This window comes from Actinoplanes campanulatus (genome assembly GCF_014647795.1).
Taxonomy (GTDB): domain Bacteria; phylum Actinomycetota; class Actinomycetes; order Mycobacteriales; family Micromonosporaceae; genus Actinoplanes; species Actinoplanes campanulatus.
Genome location: NZ_BMPW01000024.1, coordinates 75,960 through 91,608, shown reverse-complemented (window position 1 = coordinate 91,608; position 15,649 = coordinate 75,960). Strand labels below are relative to the sequence as shown.

The 15,649-nt window shown below is 71.8% G+C and carries 16 protein-coding genes; 7 read left to right on the top strand and 9 right to left on the bottom strand.

Translation table 11 applies throughout. The features are described from left to right. Window positions 1–798: 798 nt before the first annotated feature. Window positions 799–1,551 (bottom strand): sulfite exporter TauE/SafE family protein, encoded by a 753-nt coding sequence (locus IEZ13_RS37220; RefSeq protein WP_183218481.1) that lies wholly within the window; start codon window positions 1,549–1,551, stop codon window positions 799–801. 331 nt (window positions 1,552–1,882) lie between these two features. Between IEZ13_RS37220 and IEZ13_RS37215 the strand changes: the two genes are divergently transcribed. Beyond that, window positions 1,883–3,304, top strand: coding sequence for a hypothetical protein (locus tag IEZ13_RS37215; protein WP_183218482.1), 1,422 nt, complete (start codon window positions 1,883–1,885; stop codon window positions 3,302–3,304). A gap of 231 nt (window positions 3,305–3,535) precedes the next feature. On the opposite strand, the gene IEZ13_RS37210 is transcribed toward IEZ13_RS37215, so the two are convergent. Both IEZ13_RS37210 and IEZ13_RS37205 read right to left on the bottom strand, forming a co-directional pair. Next, the gene (locus tag IEZ13_RS37210) at window positions 3,536–4,150 is read right to left on the bottom strand and encodes an FMN reductase (protein WP_183218483.1); all 615 of its coding nucleotides are present in this window, start codon (window positions 4,148–4,150) and stop codon (window positions 3,536–3,538) included. Beyond that, the gene (locus tag IEZ13_RS37205; protein WP_183218484.1) at window positions 4,147–5,244 is read right to left on the bottom strand and encodes an LLM class flavin-dependent oxidoreductase; all 1,098 of its coding nucleotides are present in this window, start codon (window positions 5,242–5,244) and stop codon (window positions 4,147–4,149) included. The genes IEZ13_RS37210 and IEZ13_RS37205 overlap by 4 nt, the downstream gene beginning before the upstream one ends. A gap of 527 nt (window positions 5,245–5,771) precedes the next feature. Between IEZ13_RS37205 and IEZ13_RS37200 the strand changes: the two genes are divergently transcribed. Both IEZ13_RS37200 and IEZ13_RS37195 read left to right on the top strand, forming a co-directional pair. Then, on the top strand, window positions 5,772–6,041 hold the full coding sequence (locus tag IEZ13_RS37200) for a hypothetical protein (protein WP_183218485.1): 270 nt from the start codon (window positions 5,772–5,774) through the stop codon (window positions 6,039–6,041). Beyond that, window positions 6,038–6,358, top strand: a complete 321-nt coding sequence (locus IEZ13_RS37195; protein ID WP_183218486.1) for a hypothetical protein — start codon at window positions 6,038–6,040, stop codon at window positions 6,356–6,358. The genes IEZ13_RS37200 and IEZ13_RS37195 overlap by 4 nt, the downstream gene beginning before the upstream one ends. Before the next feature lie 42 nt (window positions 6,359–6,400). Here IEZ13_RS37195 and IEZ13_RS37190 read toward each other — a convergent pair whose 3' ends face one another. The 6 genes from IEZ13_RS37190 to IEZ13_RS37165 all read right to left on the bottom strand — a co-directional run bounded on the left by IEZ13_RS37190 (window position 6,401) and on the right by IEZ13_RS37165 (window position 12,366). Continuing rightward, window positions 6,401–6,976 (bottom strand): carbonic anhydrase, encoded by a 576-nt coding sequence (locus IEZ13_RS37190; RefSeq protein ID WP_183218487.1) that lies wholly within the window; start codon window positions 6,974–6,976, stop codon window positions 6,401–6,403. Window positions 6,977–7,032: 56 nt separating this feature from the next. Further along, complete coding sequence (locus IEZ13_RS37185; protein WP_183218488.1) at window positions 7,033–7,521, bottom strand: DnaJ family domain-containing protein; 489 nt, start codon at window positions 7,519–7,521, stop codon at window positions 7,033–7,035. Then, a complete protein-coding gene (locus IEZ13_RS37180; RefSeq protein WP_183218489.1) occupies window positions 7,514–8,302 on the bottom strand; it encodes an MFS transporter in 789 nt (262 codons plus the stop codon). Before IEZ13_RS37180 ends, IEZ13_RS37185 begins: the two co-directional genes overlap by 8 nt. A 202-nt stretch (window positions 8,303–8,504) precedes the next feature. Then, a complete protein-coding gene (locus IEZ13_RS37175) occupies window positions 8,505–9,812 on the bottom strand; it encodes a fused MFS transporter/spermidine synthase family protein (RefSeq protein WP_183218490.1) in 1,308 nt (435 codons plus the stop codon). Between the two features lie 173 nt (window positions 9,813–9,985). Then, window positions 9,986–10,522: a DUF6529 family protein gene (locus tag IEZ13_RS37170; RefSeq protein ID WP_183218491.1), complete on the bottom strand. Its 537-nt coding sequence runs from the start codon at window positions 10,520–10,522 to the stop codon at window positions 9,986–9,988. Window positions 10,523–10,524: 2 nt separating this feature from the next. After that, window positions 10,525–12,366, bottom strand: a complete 1,842-nt coding sequence (locus tag IEZ13_RS37165) for a serine/threonine-protein kinase (protein WP_183218492.1) — start codon at window positions 12,364–12,366, stop codon at window positions 10,525–10,527. Window positions 12,367–12,537: 171 nt separating this feature from the next. On the opposite strand from IEZ13_RS37165, the gene IEZ13_RS37160 reads away from it, so the two are divergent. From IEZ13_RS37160 to IEZ13_RS37145, 4 genes are all read left to right on the top strand, one after another. Next, window positions 12,538–13,038 (top strand): DUF1990 family protein, encoded by a 501-nt coding sequence (locus IEZ13_RS37160; RefSeq protein WP_203833716.1) that lies wholly within the window; start codon window positions 12,538–12,540, stop codon window positions 13,036–13,038. A 93-nt stretch (window positions 13,039–13,131) separates the two neighbouring features. Further along, window positions 13,132–13,572: a deaminase gene (locus IEZ13_RS37155; RefSeq protein ID WP_183218493.1), complete on the top strand. Its 441-nt coding sequence runs from the start codon at window positions 13,132–13,134 to the stop codon at window positions 13,570–13,572. A gap of 176 nt (window positions 13,573–13,748) precedes the next feature. After that, window positions 13,749–14,024 carry a hypothetical protein gene (locus IEZ13_RS37150; protein ID WP_183218494.1) on the top strand — a complete coding sequence of 92 codons (276 nt, stop codon included), beginning with the start codon at window positions 13,749–13,751 and terminating at the stop codon, window positions 14,022–14,024. A gap of 84 nt (window positions 14,025–14,108) precedes the next feature. Continuing rightward, window positions 14,109–15,599 (top strand): hypothetical protein, encoded by a 1,491-nt coding sequence (locus tag IEZ13_RS37145; protein WP_183218495.1) that lies wholly within the window; start codon window positions 14,109–14,111, stop codon window positions 15,597–15,599. Window positions 15,600–15,649 lie beyond the last annotated feature (50 nt).

Here is a 15,649-nt window from a genome sequence, read left to right as displayed (position 1 = left end):
TCCGGTCGGCGCGATCTCGCTGCCCACTCACGCCTGTGCCGCGCCCGCCGGGCGTAGATCGGTGGCCGACCAGACCGGCGCACACGCCCCACCACCCCACCAGGCCGGCACACACGCCCCACCACGCTGGCGGGTGGGGCGCGCGGTAGGGCGGTCGAAGCCGTGGGTGACCGCACACGGAAGACGTCGCGTGCGCGGCCACTACGGCTATCTGCCACGTGGGCGACCACGACACCGTCACCGTGCGCACCCACCCCGGTGGAACCCCGGCCACCCGCCCCGGGCAACCGGCGTCACGGCGGAGAGCGGGCCACTCGGGCGCCTGGCCGGTAGGAGGGATCTTCCGTTTCCAGGCGGCCGCGCACAGATCTCGTCCGGCTGGCTCCCCGGGCTGCCTCAAAGCGCCCGAGACAGCACCCACTACCAGCCGGACGAGATCAGGAATCCCGGCAAGAGGGTGACCACCCGCTCAGGGCGGCCGGAAGCAGGGCAGTGAACCGGCCGGGACCGGCGGCACCCGAGGAAGCGACGGCCGGCCCGGCCTGCCCGCGCACCGATCTAGCTCGAAAGTAGACCTACTTCCTCCCGATTAGGGCCGCTTCGCGCAGCGGAGCGGCAGGGACTCAGCCCGGCGGGCGCGGCACAGGCCGGAGCAGGCAGCGAGCGCGCCGACCGGACGGGACGGCCCTGATGAACAAGAACGAGGACACGCGTACCGGAAGAGAAGCCGGAGGCGAAACGCAGACCTCGACCACGAAGAGCTCCACTCGACAGCCGCACGGGAAGCCCGAGAAGCGGTCAGGCGACCATGCGGATGACGGCCGTCAGGCCGACGGCGACGATCACCGTGCGGAGGACCGCGTCCGGCAGGCGACGGCCGTAGCGGGCGCCGAGCACCCCGCCCGCCACCGAGCCGACCGCGATCAGCAGGGCCGGCAGCCAGGCGACGATCCCGGCCGCGACGAAGACCAGGGCCGCAACCGTGTTGGCCAGCCCGGCGATGATGTTCTTGAGGCCGTTGACCTGTTGCAGGTTCGGGGAGACGAGGATCCCGAGCACGCCCAGCAGCAGGACTCCGAGCGCCGCGCCGAAGTAGCCGCCGTAGACGCCCGCCGCGAACACCGCGCCGATGAGGACCGGCCCGACCGGGCGGGGGCCGGCGGCGGTGCGGCGGCGTAGCGCACGGACGAGCCAGGGCTGGAGGACGATCAGCACCAGCGCCAGGCTGATCAGGACCGGGACGACGGCGCCGAACGTGGCGTCGGGCAGGACGAGCAGCAGCAGTGCCCCGCCGATCGCGCCAGCCACGGCCGCGGCGCCGAGGGGTAGCAGCAGGCGGCGATGGGTGGCGACCTCGGCCCGGTATCCGTAGGCGGCCGCGAACGAGCCGGGCACGAGGCCGACCGTGTTGGACGCGTTCGCGACGACCGGCGGGTAGCCGAGGGCCAGCAGAACGGGGAAGGTCACCAGGGTTCCGGAGCCGACGAGCGCGTTGATCGCGCCGGCCGCCACTCCTGCCGCGAGGATCTGGGCGGCTTCGATGGTATGCATGGGCGTGCACCTCTCACACGGGACGGTCGCCGCCGACGAGGGTCGCCGCCGTCCATGGGTTCGTGATCGAGGTCGATCTTAGGAGGGTGGCCGCCGCCTGCTGGTGATGAGGAGGACCGCGGCGACGATCCCGGTGACACTCAGCATGCAGAACAGCAGGCACAGCACGTGCCACGGTTTCAGCGCTCCCATGGGCTCACCCTAGCCATCGAGCGAACTCGTGGCGGACCCGCCCGGAAAGGGCGGCAATGGCGGCCTTCGTGGAAACGGTTCTCGTATCCGTACCGGAAATGGGATTGAAGCGTGATCTCGGGCGGTGAGGGTGACCCTCGTGGACGATTCTCGGGGGAGATCGCTGGCCTGGCTCGGGCATCCGGTGTCGATGGCCGCGTTGGTGCTGCTGGTTGTCAACGATCATGTGTGGAAGGCCGCGCATCCCGGGTGGGTGACCGGGAAGTTGAGCGATGTCGCCGGGATGGTGCTGGCGCCGCCGCTGCTCGCGGCCGTGACCGGCCTCATCGCGCCGCGGGCCAGATTCCGGTGGGTGGCGCCGGGCGCGATTCTGACGGTGGGCGTGGGTTTCGCCATGGTCAAGACGATGGGGTACGCCGCCGCACTCGCCTCAGGCGCATGGAGCCTGGTCACGCCGTCGCTGGTTAGGGTGGATCCGGCCGATCTGCTGGCGCTGCCGTTCCTGGCAGTGGCGTGGTGGGTGGCGCGGCAGGAACCGAGGCCGGCGCCGCAGTGGCTGAAAGCGCTACGGCTGGCGGTGTTCCTGCCACTGGCGCTGGCCGGGGTGGCGGCGACCAGCGCCATCCCGACGCCGGACGCGCACAGCGTCGTCGTCGACTCGGACGGCGCCCTCTATCTCGGCGCCGACAATCTTCGGGCCGGCGAACCGTGGGTGGTGAGCCGGGACGGCGGCCGGACGTTCGTGGCGAGCGCCGGGCCGCGTGCCGGGCAGGCCCCGCAGTGCTCCCGCTCCGAGCCGGTGGTCTGCTACCAGACGGTGCACCGGCGGATCGCCGTGGAGAGCCGCGTCGGGGGCGGGCCGTGGCAGATGTCCTGGGAGATCAGTGAGGAGGACGTCGCGCATTTGAGCGACGCCTACCCGCATCAGGATTCGCATCGCCTCTACTCGGTGGAGCTGGCGGTCCTGGACGTGCCGGGCGGGCATGTGGTGGCGGTGGCGAACGGGCGGGACGGGTTCGCGGTACGGGATGTGTCCGGATCCTGGCGGCGCATCGGCTTTCCGACAGTGATCAGGGACATCGCTCCGGTCGGGCTCGAGGAGGCGCGTGCCGCGGGCGACACCGAGGAGAACGCCCCGTTCGCCCTCGCGTTCTCCCTGTTCCTGGGCGGGCTGGTGCTCACCCTCGTCGCCGTGCGGCGGGCCCGGCGGGCGGGCGCCAGAGCAGGCCTCTACTGGCTGCTGGCCCCGCTGGCGACCGCTTCCTGCTGCGCGGTGCCGGTCGGGCTGATCGCGACGACCGGGGACTCGCCCTTGCAGGGCGTCAGCGCCATCACCTGGATCCCCCTCGTCGCGGTGGTGGTGATCTGCCCGGTCGTGGCGTTGAAGGCGGGGCGGCTGCCGCTGGCCGGGGGATTGCGGGCGGCCGTGCTCGTGGCGATCGCGCTCGGCATCGCCTACGCCGTCTGGATCGCGCTCGGGACCGGCCACGTGGGCCACCTCGCGCTGCTTCTGGGCGTCGCGGCCGCTCTGGTGACCCCCGCCGCAGCCAAGGTCATGTGAAGCTGAACAGCTGCCCGGTCGAACGCGTTGTGCGGGGCACTCCGGGACGACAGAGCCCGGGAAGCAGAATCCTCAGCGTCTCGCAGCGTGGAGCGTCCCCGGAGGAGAAAGGCGCAGGCCCTGGGTGAGCCCGAAAGCCCGGGTGAGTCGTCAGCCCGGATGCGTGGCGACGGCCGGGTGTGGCACCGGGCCGTCGCTTGCTGATTCGGGTTTCTCCCGTAGCCCGTACCGTCAAAGGTTTTTGATCATGTCTTCGAAGTTTTCGGTGAGCGCGAACGGATCGGTGACCGTGGCCGGTTCGCGGCGTTCGACCTCGCGGGCGAGTTCGGTGGCGGCGCGTTCGATCCGGCCGCGCAGCGGGCCCTCGACCGAGTTGGCGCCCCAGTCGTCGCTGGCCGCGAAGACCGAGGTCGGGAGGATCGCGGCCCGCAGGTAGGCGAAGAGCGGGCGCAGCGCGTGCTCCAGCACCAGCGAGTGGCGGGCGGTTCCGGCCGTGGCGGCCATCATGACCGGTTTGTCGGTCAGGACGTCCTTCTCCAGGACGTCGAAGAACGACTTGAACAGGCCGCTGTAACTGGCGCTGAACACCGGGGTGACCACGATCAGCGCGTCCGCGGCGGCCACCGCGTCCTGGGCCTGCTTGAGCGCCGGCTTGGCGAAACCGGTCAGCATGTTGTCGGTGATCTCGTGGGCCAGGTCGCGCAGCTCGACGACCTGGACGTCGAGGGTGACGCCGAGCCGGGCGGCGGCGCCGACCGCGCTCGCTGCCAACTGGTCCGCGAGCAGGCGGGTCGACGACGGCTGGCTCAGGCCGGAGCTGATGACGACGAGCGTGCGCTGCTTCATGCCTGGACCTCTTCCTTCTTCTCCGAACGCGCGGCGAGCAGGGAGGCGTGGGTGGGCGCGTCCGGCACGTGGGCCGGCTTGAGCGAGGCGAACTCCTTGCGCAGCACCGGGACGACCTCCTCGCCGAGGATGTCGAGCTGCTCGAGGACGGTCTTGAGCGGCAGGCCGGCGTGGTCCATCAGCCACAGCTGGCGCTGGTAGTCGCCGACGTACTCGCGGAACCCGAGGGTCCGGTCGATGACCTGCTGCGGGCTGCCGACGGTCAGCGGCGTCTCGCGGGTGAAGTCCTCCAGCGACGGGCCGTGGCCGTAGACCGGCGCGTTGTCGAAGTACGGCCGGAACTCCTTGACCGCGTCCTGGCTGTTCCTGCGCATGAACACCTGACCGCCGAGACCGACGATCGCCTGGTCCGCCGAGCCGTGGCCGTAGTGCTCGAACCGCTGCCGGTACAGCCCCACCATCCGCTCGGTGTGCGACGCCGGCCAGAAGATGTGGTTCGCGAAGAAGCCGTCGCCGTAGTAGGCGGCCTGCTCGGCGATCTGCGGCGAGCGGATCGAGCCGTGCCAGACGAACGGGGGCACGTCGTCGAGCGGGCGCGGCGTGGAGGTGAAGCTCTGCAGCGGGGTGCGGAACTTGCCCTCCCAGTCGACCACGTGCTCGCGCCACAGCTTGTGCAGCAGCCCGTAGTTCTCCAGGGCGAGCGGGATGCCGGCGCGGATGTCCTTGCCGAACCACGGGTAGACCGGGCCGGTGTTGCCGCGGCCGAGCATCAGGTCGACCCGGCCGTCCGCGAGATGCTGGAGCATCGCGAAGTCCTCGGCGATCTTCACCGGGTCGTTCGTGGTGATCAGCGTGGTCGCGGTGGACAGCTGGAGCGTCGTCGTCTGCGCGGCGATGTACGCCAGCGTGGTGGTCGGCGACGACGAGAAGAACGGCTCGTTGTGGTGCTCGCCGAGCGCGAACACGTCGAGACCGGCCTGCTCCGCGTGCTTGGCGATGGTGACGATGTCCTTGATGCGCTGCGCCTCGGTCGGGGTCCGGCCGGTGGTCGGGTCGGTGGTGATATCCGAGACGCTGAAGATTCCGAACTGCATGACCCGCTCCTGGACTGTCCTGCCGGGGCTCTGTCGTCCCGGACTGTCCCGCACAACGCGTTTGACTCGGCAACTATTTCAGATTCAAATAACCTTGGCTGCGGCGGGGGTCACAAGGGCGGCGACGAGGCTCACCCTCACTGCCCGAGATCACGCTTCAATCCCATTTCGGTACGGGTACGCGAACCGATCTTCCTGGGCGGGTGGGCTGAGGCCGTGGCATGTGCTGTACCTGCTGTTCTGCATGCTGTAGGCGCCGCGGGCACTTCGGCCGGCGTCCAGGCCCCTGTGGGCCGGGCTATTTCGTCGTCCACGACCCGACGGTGTCGGCGCCGAATCCGCCGGGCGCCCACTCGACGGTGCCCGACGTCCAACCGGCGGCCGGTCGCTGGTGCGATGGGCTGATTCGGTGGCAACGAACGACGAACGGCTGAGCAATGCCCGCCACGGGTGATGAGCCCGGCCCGGAGATGCCGCACCGGCGCACCCGGCTCGACAGCGTTTAACAAACGTTTTACGCTGGCGGCGTGGGATACGAGTGGCTGGCAGAGGCGCTGGCCGCCCTCCGCAACGTCGACCCGTACGAGGTCACCCAGGTGCTGTCGGCCGGACAGCGCCGACCGATGGCGGCCGAGAGCGCCGGAGTCCGGTTCCTCACGATCAGCGCCCGCACCCACGCCGGACGACCACTGATCGTCGCCGTCCGGCTACTCGGTGACCACGAGCAACAAATCATCGGCGCCCGGGAGATGACCCCCGACGAACTCGCCCGGTTCCAGGCATGGGAGGCGCAATGAGCCAGTACAGCGACCAACAGATCACCGCAGCGGCCACGGCATTCGCCACCGGCGACGTCCGGTACGACGAAACCGCCGCCGCCTCCCTGCCGCCGGTACCGGAGACGGAACCGATGGTGCCGCTCGGCCTGCGCGTCCCGGCCCCACTGGCACAGCAGATCCGCGCCGCCGCCACCCAGGCCGGGGTGCCCTACTCCCAGCTCATCCGCGAATGGATCGAACTCGGTCTTGCGGAGATGGCCACCGACAAGACCGTCTCCCTGGCAGTGCTCCGGCGCGCCATCGCTCACGTCGCCGCGACCGGGCACGCCGCATAGCGCAGCAACGGCAACGCCCGGTGCCGTACCCGGGCTGACGACTCACCCGGGCTTTCGACCAACCGGCTGGTAGACCTGGGTGACCGTCCCGCGGGCCAGGTCGTACCGGGCCGCGACTATGTCCACCGCCCGCAGCGGGACCGCCGACCACAGCCGCAACTCCTCGACCGTGTACTGCGTGTGCCGGGCCATGATCTCCTCGGCGGTGACGGCGCCCTCCCACCGGGCCCGCCGCACGCTCAACGCGATCCGCTCGGCGATCCCCCGGATGTGCCCGGGCGGCGCCACCCCCTCGTCGACCAGCCGGATCGCCGCCGCCACCGCTCCGCACCGGTCGTGCCCGAGCACCACGATCAGTGACGTTTGCAGGTGCCCGACCGCGTACTCGACCGACCCGAGCACCGTGGTGTCCAGCGTGTGGCCCGCCGTGCGGATCACGAACAGATCGCCGATCCCCTGCCCGAACACGGTCTCCACCGGCACCCGGGAATCCGAGCAGCCCAGCACCACGGCCATCGGATACTGGCCGCTCACCGTCTCGGCCCGTCGCGCGGCGTCCCGGCCGCCGGTCGCCCACTGCTCGTTACCGTCCAGCAGTCGCTTCCAGATCTCGTGCACAGGGGTCTCCCCGCGGTCGGGTGAGGATGCGGTGGTCCCTATCAGTACCTCACTGATCATGCGCTGGATGTGGTTGATCTCCTCAGCCGGGTGCGGAAACGCCGCCACCAGGATGTCCTCGGCGCGGTCACGGGCACTGGCGACGGTTCGGTCCGGTTCTCCCGCCAGCGGGCCACGACCTCCTCGGCGTCCACCCGGCGGGCGACCGGACCCTGGTCGGCCGGCCGCCGCCAGGACTCCTCGACCCGCTGATTCAGCTCGCCCACCACCCGCCGGACCGCCGCCTCGTCGAGAAGCCGGCCCACCGTGTGGTCGATGTCGTCAGCCTGCCGGCGCAGCAGCAGTGGAGCCGGCAGCGACAGGTCGGTGGACACGTCCTCGCGCCGCAGGTAGCCGCGCACCCACCAGTCCTCGTCGGCCTCACCCTGCGGCAGCGGACGGCCCGTGCCGGGCAGCCCGTCGAAGTCGCCCCGGTCGACGGCCTCCCCGATCCGCTGCTCGACCCACGACTCGTAACTCATGCCCGCCGGTTTGCGCTCACTCATCGCCGTACAAGATTAGGTCGTTTCCGCCGGCGTCGTGACGCCACAGGCCGGGGACGGCCCGGACCAGCAGCGCGACCGTCAGCACGGTGAGCGTGCCACCGGCGACGATCGCCGTGCGGGCGCCGGCCACCGCGCCGCCGAGCCCGTGCAGCATGTTCGCCAACTGTGGGCCGCCCATCAGGACGACGGTGAGCGAACCCTGGATCCGGCCGCGCAGGGCGTCATCGGTGTACGCCTGGGAGATCGCGTTGCGGAACGTGCTCAGCACGAGGTTGACGGCCCCGCCCGCACCCAGTGCCGCCACGGCGACGAGCAGGTTCGGGGCCAGGCCGAGCAGGATCACACAGCCACCCCAGGCCATCGCGGCCGACGCCATCAGCGCGCCGTGCCGCCGGGCCCGACCGAACGTCCCGGACAGCAGGCCGGCGAGCAGCACACCGGCCGGGTACGCGGCGTACAGCACCCCCAGCTCGGCGCCGCTGCCCGCCGCACCGCCGTAGGTCCGCTCGGCCAGCTCCGGCAACAGCGCGTGCGGCATCGCGAAGACCATCGCGGCCAGGTCCACGGCGAGGACCGCGACCAGCAGCCGGTGCCCGGCGAGATAGCGGAAGCCGTCACCGAGGCGCCGCAGCGCACCCCCGGCGGCGACCGCCGGTGGCGGCATCGCCGGCAGCCGGGCCACCGCCCACAGCGCCGACCCGGCGAGCGCGCACAACGAGACCGCCGCCGCCGTCCCGACCGTCGCCGACGATTCGGTGAGCGTGAAAAGCTGCGTAGGCACCGCGACGAGACTGAACGACCCCCCGACCGCGGTGACCGCCGAAGCCACCCAGAGCCGCCGAAAGGCCGCCACCCGCAACGGCCGCCGATCAACCAGATACGCACCCCACCGCACGACGCCCTCCCACCCGAACCCGGCAGGAGCGAGCCTCAACCCTCCCCCAGGGGCATGGTCAACCCGGTCGGCGTCCCCACCGGGGAGGTCAATACCACCGGTCCCGCGCCGCGGCGGCCCGGGCCTCACGGCGCTGCGTCCCCGCGTTGACCACGACGACGATCGTGCAGATCACCGCCACCAAAGCGACCGGGAACGGCGCCACCCATGTCGCGATGGCCATGATCGAGTCTCGGTCGTGGTAGCCGAGCAGCGCCGAGGGCAGCACCACCACGCCGACCAGTAGGTGCGGTACCAGCATCCACCACCAGTGGCCGCTGCCGCCGGCACGCTGGATGACCACCACGCCGGTCACGGTGATGATCAGGCCGGCGGCGAACACGCCGAACAGCGCCAGGATCCGGACCTGGGCCGACGTCGACTCGGACTCGGCGGCGGCCAGCTCGGCGGGCGCCTCGTCCCACGGGGTCAGGCTCGGGAATCCGATCCGCTGCCACTGCCCCGACACGGCCCGGACGGCGAACCCGTCCCGGCCGTTCGCCGCGGCCACCACGTGCCCGCCGTCGACGTCGAGCACCCCGACCGACACGGTCTGCAACTCGCCGACGACGGTGTCCGCGTAGGTCGCGGCCAGCAGAGCCTGATCCTTGTCGGACAGTCGCCAGTCCACGGTCCATGGGCCGCCGGCCGTGCTGCGCTGGACGCCGATCTCGCCCGGCACCGCCTGGTAGCAGGCCACCGGGGCGGCCTCCGAGCAGTCGGGAGTCCGGATCGGACCCGGCCCTTCGGCCGAGTCCGCCCAGGTCAGGCCGCCGTCGACACTGACCGACCAGTCGGTGCCGTAGCCCTCCTCGTAGCCGAGATAGAGGGCGCCGTCGGCGATCGCCACGGTCTGCGCCATCGGGTGCGGCGCCGGGCTCGTCGCGGCCACCCCGGCCAGCGCCAGCGGCAGGAACACGGCCAGCCGCAACGCACGCAACCAGCGCGGAGCCGGCCGAACGGGCCGCCGCGCGACCCACCACGCCACCCCGAGGAACGGCAGCGCCAGCAGATCGGTGGGATCGGCCCGGATCAGTGTCGGCGTCACCAGGCTCCATGCTGAGGACGCGAGCTCAGCACCGTACCCCATCGCTTTGACCAGGAGAAACCCGACGCCCACGGTGAGGATCGCTCCCGGCGCGACCCACCGGAACGGCGCGCGTGGCGCGATGAGGCCGGTCACGGCCGCGAGCAGCGGCGGCGCCAGCACCATCCCGGCCGCGTCGCTGAGCTTCCCGGTCACCCAGCCCGGATATGCAGCCTTCAAAACATGATCGTTAACGGCCATGAGCAGCAGCGCGGCCAACGTGACCGGATGCCCTGACCAGGCGAGCGCCTTCCCCCGAACGGCATTCATGGTCGCCACTCTCATCGCCGGACATCACGCTCCGATTCCGGAAGAACACCATTCGGGGTACGCCTACTCGAACCCGATTCCGAAGGGGAGCGACCGATTGCCACGCGCGCCCGGCGACGCCGCCGCCGGGCGGAGCTGCCGTGCCCGGCCTCAGAGCCGTGCCGGACCGGCGCTCACCAACTGACGCCGATGGTGGCGAAGAACCACAGGGCGGACGTCAGCCACAATCCGGCCACCGCCGTGAGCACCACCCCGCCGGCCACCGGCAGCGCCCACCCGCTGCCCCGGCCCGGGCGGCTGAGCAGCAGCATCTTCGTCGCGAACGCGCCGTAGAACAGGCACCCCAACAGTGAATGGGCCAGCACCCGGGGCGTGTCGAAGCGCAACCCGAAGCGGTAGAGGCAGTGCACCGCGACCGGCACCGACAGCAGCAGGGCGAGCCGTCCGTTCCATCGATGCAGGCCGGCCACCCACCCGGGCGCCGGCCGGGGCCGGTAGATCACCGCGGCGCTGACCACCTGCACGAAAGCGAGAATCCCGACCCCGGTGGCCAGCCACACCTTCGCGGTCTGCAAACGCAGGAAACCTAGGACGTCGGTGGTGCCGACCGGCTCGTGCAGGCGGCCGTAGACGCCCAGCACCACCGCGACGCCGACCCCGGCGACCAGCGGGAGCCACACCCGGGGCCGGAGCGGGGTCGCGGTCGGCACGGTCAGAAGCCCTCTCCGGTCTCGGCGTCCACGCTGGTCCCGGTGACCGTCTCGCCGTCGATCGTGGTGGTGCGGGTGGCGACGTCCAGCCGCGGCGCCGGGCCGGGCACCTCGGCACGGCTCATCACGCCGACCTGGGTGCCGTCGGCCAGCACGATCCAGCCGCCGTCGACGTTGGCGCCGCCGACCCGGCCGGCCAGCCGGTACAGCCCAGAGGGCTTGCGCACCACGCCGATCTCGAACCGGTGGCTGGCGCCCTGGACGGTCAGCTCACCGGCCGCGCGGCGGGCGTCGAACAGGCCGGTGATCTTGCTTTCCTTCTTGCCCGTCAGGTTGAGCAGGCCGTTCTGGGCGGTGCCCTTGAGCCACACCTCCAACCGGTCGCCGTCGCAGACGTAGGCGATCGCCACCCCGTCCCGGATCGAGATGGCCAGCGTGCCGGCGTCGTCCTCGACCTTGCCGGCCAGGGTGACCCGCAGCCGCTCGGCGCTCGGCGTGTTCAGCGGCGGCAGGGCCACCTCGGTGGTCGGCGGCAGGGTCGCGGCCGGGGCCTCCACCGGTGACACCTTCGGCGGCACGCTGACCTGGGTGACCAGGCGGTTGGAGCGTTCGCCGGCGTTGGCGGTCATGTTGATGCCGGCCAGCACCGCGGCGGCCACCACGGCGGCGGCCAGCGTGATCAGCGGGCCCCGGCGCCAGCGGGACGGCTCACGCGGTGGGGCGGGCGCCGGAGCGTGCTGCCCCGTGCCGGGCAGCTGACCCGCCCAGCTGCCGATGGTGTCCCGCTGCCCCGGCGCTCCCGGCCCGGTCGGCGGCCCCGGCGTCACGAACGCGGCCCGCGGCGGCTGCGCGGCGCCGGTGCCCGGGTCGCCGAACGCCGCTCGCGTCCCCGGCCCCGGGTCGTGGAAGGCGGGACGCGGCGGCTGCGGCGGGGCGGGCGGCGGGAACTGCGGCGGCGGCAGCTGCGGCGGCGGGAACCCGAGCGGCAGCGTGGCCGGCTCGGGATCGTGGTCGATGGCGGGCACGACCGGCCCCGGCGGCGCGGAGAACCCGGGAACCGGAGCGGGCGTACCCGTACCCCCGAAAGAGGCACCCACCGCGAACTGCCGCAGATAGGCCGCCACCCGCCGGGCCGGCGGCCGTCGCCGGGGATCGGCGGCCAGACAGTCCCGCGCGACCGGCCCGAGCGGTCCCGGCAGCGCCGACGGATCCCCGGTGGCCCGCCCGGTGGTCATCTCCAGCAGCAGCACGCCGAGCGACCACACGTCGGCCGCCGGCGTCGGCGGCGTCCCCTGGAAGATCTCCGGGGCGGTGTACCCGGGCGTCCCGCCGGCCGCGCCCCGGTCGGCGTCGTTGAGCAGCACCGCCACCCCGAAGTCGGTGATCCGGATCTCCGGCGGCGTGGATCCGCGGCGGACCAGGATGTTCTCCGGTTTGAGGTCGAGGTGCACGACACCGTGCTCGTGTGCGGCGGCCAGCGCGGAGGCGGCCTGCGCGGCGACCGTGACGACCTCGCCGGGGGTGAGCCGCCCGCCGCGCATCGACAGGTAGCGCCGCAGGTTGGGACCGTCGACGAACTCCATGACGACGGCCAGGGTGCCGCCCTCCACGATCAGGTCCCGCAGCCGCACGATCGACGGATGGTCGAGGGCGCGCAGGGCCGCCTCCTCACGGAGGAACAGCTCCCGGACCCGGCGGTCGCCGGCGAGCTCGGGGCGCAGGAGCTTCGCGGCCAGCGGCACGCCGCCGTGCCGGCTCGTCGCCCGCCGCACGACCGCCATCGCGCCGCGGCCGATCTCCTCGTGCAACAGGTATTCCCTGCCGAGTGGTTCCTGACCGGCCATCCCGTTACCCCTTGCCATTCGGATCGGCTATGCGCCACCGACTGTCATAACCACGTTGATCTTTTCCCGGTTCACGGCGTCGCCCATCAATTCATGACATTGTTCTAGTGGCCGTGCGGTCATCGCAATCTTCTTCGCACGTGCACATGATGCCGATCAATGTGGACAACAATGATGTTGATAAACACCAAGCTCACGTACGCCGAGGTCGGCGCCACCCGGGAAGCGGTCCTGCCGTCCGGGTACAAACACGTGCGCCGCGACGTCGACATCGGCGCCGGATCGGAGGCCTTCGAGCGGGCCGCCACCGCAATGCTGCATTGGCGGATGCACCGGGCCGCCGGAATCGACGTCACGGCGTCCGGTCCGGCGACCCCCGGTCAGCCGGTTCTGCTGCGGTTCGGGGTGGCCGCGCCGGTTCAGGTGGTCTACCGCGTGGACCAGCCGGACCGGCAGGGGTTCGCCTACGGCACGCTGCCCGGGCATCCCGAGCGCGGCGAGGAGGCGTTTCTCGTACATCTGACCGGAAGTGGCCGGGTCCGGTTCCGGATCACCGCGTTCTCCCGGCCGGCCACGCTGCTCGCCCGTCTGGGTGGTCCGGTGACCGGCCTGATCCAGGCCTACGTCACCAACCGCTACGTGTCCGCGCTCCGCGACCTGTCCGGCCGGTGACCGCCGCCGCTCGTCCGGCCGGTGACCGCCGCCGCGAAGAGGCCCACGTCACGGCGCTAAGGTGCTGGTCGGAGCCGAGTGACGGGGAGCGGGATGGACGACCACCGGTGGATGAGCCACGCGATCGGGCTGGCGCATCGCTGCCCCGCGTCGACGTCCGCGTTCTCGGTCGGGGCGGTGATCGTCGATCCGGACGGCCGGGAGCTGGCCGGCGGCTGGTCCCGCGACTCCGACCCGCGAGTGCACGCCGAGGAGTCCGCGCTGGTCCGGGTCGGTGACCGGGCCCGGCTGCGGGGCGCGACAATGTACAGCACATTGGAACCCTGCTCGAAACGCGCCAGCCGCCCGCACGCCACCTGCGCCGGTCTGATCATCGCGGCCGGGATCCCCCGGGTGGTCATCGCCTGGCGTGAGCCCGATCTCTTCGTGACGTGCGAGGGTGTCGCGCTGCTGATCGCCGCCGGCATCGAGGTGGTCGAGCTGCCCGAGTTCGCCGCGGCGGCACGTGCGGCCAACGCGCATCTCGCTCTTTGACCCTTTCCTCGGTACGCGGTACGAGCAGTTCCGCCGAATCGGCTACGGCTGGGCGGCCCGTCCCGGCCGTCGCCCGATTCCGGGCGTAAGTTTTTCCGTCCGGCACTGAACGCCGTACCCCATCGATGCGTACTCATTGTCACCAGGCTCACGGCCGACATCGGTGGGGAGAGACCATGACAGTCCAGGAACTGCAGCATCGGGAGGCCCTGCACCACTCCGGAGCGATCGTGCGCAGCCGCCGTTTCGCGACGCAGTTCGAGGTGGACGGGCATGTGCTGACGCTAGGCGTGGAACCGGGTGTGCGCGGCGGCCTCTACTACCTGCCAAGCGCTCCCACCTGGGACGACGGCACACCGGTGCCACGCGACATCGTGGCCGGCATGCAGACCGTCATCGAGGAGGTCGAGCGGTTCTGGGGTCACTGGCCGGAGTTCCGCGCGGTCCTCTGACGACCGTGCCCCGGCCGCTCGCGGGGCGCATCGACGACGGTTACTGATCGTGATTTGTCAGAGGTGCCGATTATCGTGCCGGGCATGACGGATCAGCTTCGGGTCGGGGATGTGGCGGTCAGCCCGCTGCCGGGTGGGGGCTACGGCGCCTGCCAGATCAGCGAGATCACCGACGAGCACGTGACACTGCACGCGCTGGACTGGTCCGGGCCCCGGCCACCGGAGCTGACCGAGCTGCCGGACACCGGTCTCGTGCTCCTCGACCACCACTCCTGGTCCGACCGGATCGCGCAGATCTCGGTCTTTCCGCAAAACCATCCGATGCCGCCGGATCTCGAGTGGATCGGCAATCTGCCGGTGCCACCCGGTGTCCCGGCGGGCGGCACCAGCTTCTCCGGGTGGCAGTCCCCGGTCGGCGACATGGTTCGTCAGCGGCGCTGGGAGCGGCTTCCCGAGCCGGTTCGGGCGGCCTACCGGGCCTTGCGCCCACCCGAGCCGGTCACCGCCGATCTGGGCGGCGGGCCGGTCACGCTGACGACCTCCCTCGGGCATCTCGACCTGCGCTCCGGTGACATCCCGCTGCCCGCGTCCGGCCCGGTGGACTGGAGCGTCCTCGACCGGCTGCCCCGGTGCACGGAGATCACCTGGTCCGGGCCCGATCGCGGGCTCACCGCAGCGCTGGCCCGGTATCCGCTGGTCAGTGGGGTCAACTGGTTCGACGCCCCGCCCCTGGTCGACCTGAGCGACACGTCGGTGCTGTCCCTGCGGGCCGCCGGTGACGAGCTGCGGGAGATCCGGCTGCCCGACGGCGCGCACCACCTCGACCTGGGGCCGACCGGGTCGCGGTGCACGGTCCGGGCCGCGGACCGGGGCCGCTGGCTGCGGCTGGCGCTCTTCCTGGCCACCCCGTCGACGCCGGCGCCATCCGGGCTCGACGGGGTGCGGCAGGTGTCGCTGACCGGCGCGGGCGTGCTGTCCGCCGCCACCGTGACCGGGCTGCACGAGATGCACACGTTGCGGCTGCAATGGACCGGTCCACCGGGCCGCCTCGACGATCCCGCGGCGCTCGCCGGGCTGCCCGGCCTGCGGCTGCTGGAGATGGTCGACGCGTATGGGGTGGACGCCGACCTGCCGGCCCACCTGCCGGGTCTGCGGCACCTCGACATCCACGGCCTGCGCGGGTCGGTGGCCAAGGAGCTGCGGGCGCGCCTCCGGCGTACCGAGGTGGGGTTGTCGCTGGCCGGCGCCAAATCGGACCGCTGGCTGGCCGCCAACATGGACAACCCGTTCCGCGATTGGGCCGACGACGACCCGAAGGCCGGCGCGGCCGCCTGCAAGGCGTTCGCCGCCGCTCTGCGGGCCGTCGACCGTCTGCCCGCCACCCGCACTCCCGCCGACGCCGAGCCGATCCTGCGCACCCTGGTGGAGGCGATCAACCAGATCGACGAGAAGTGGGGAATCGTCGACACGCTGCGCCGCGAGGAGGCCGGCGACGCTTTCGTCACCCTGGCCACCCGGGCGGGCGTCCCCACCCCGACCGCAGACGACTGGTTCGACAAGTGGCGCGACTTCTGACCAGCCCACCCCCACCACCCTGGCTGTCTCGGACGCTCTGAGACAGCGCT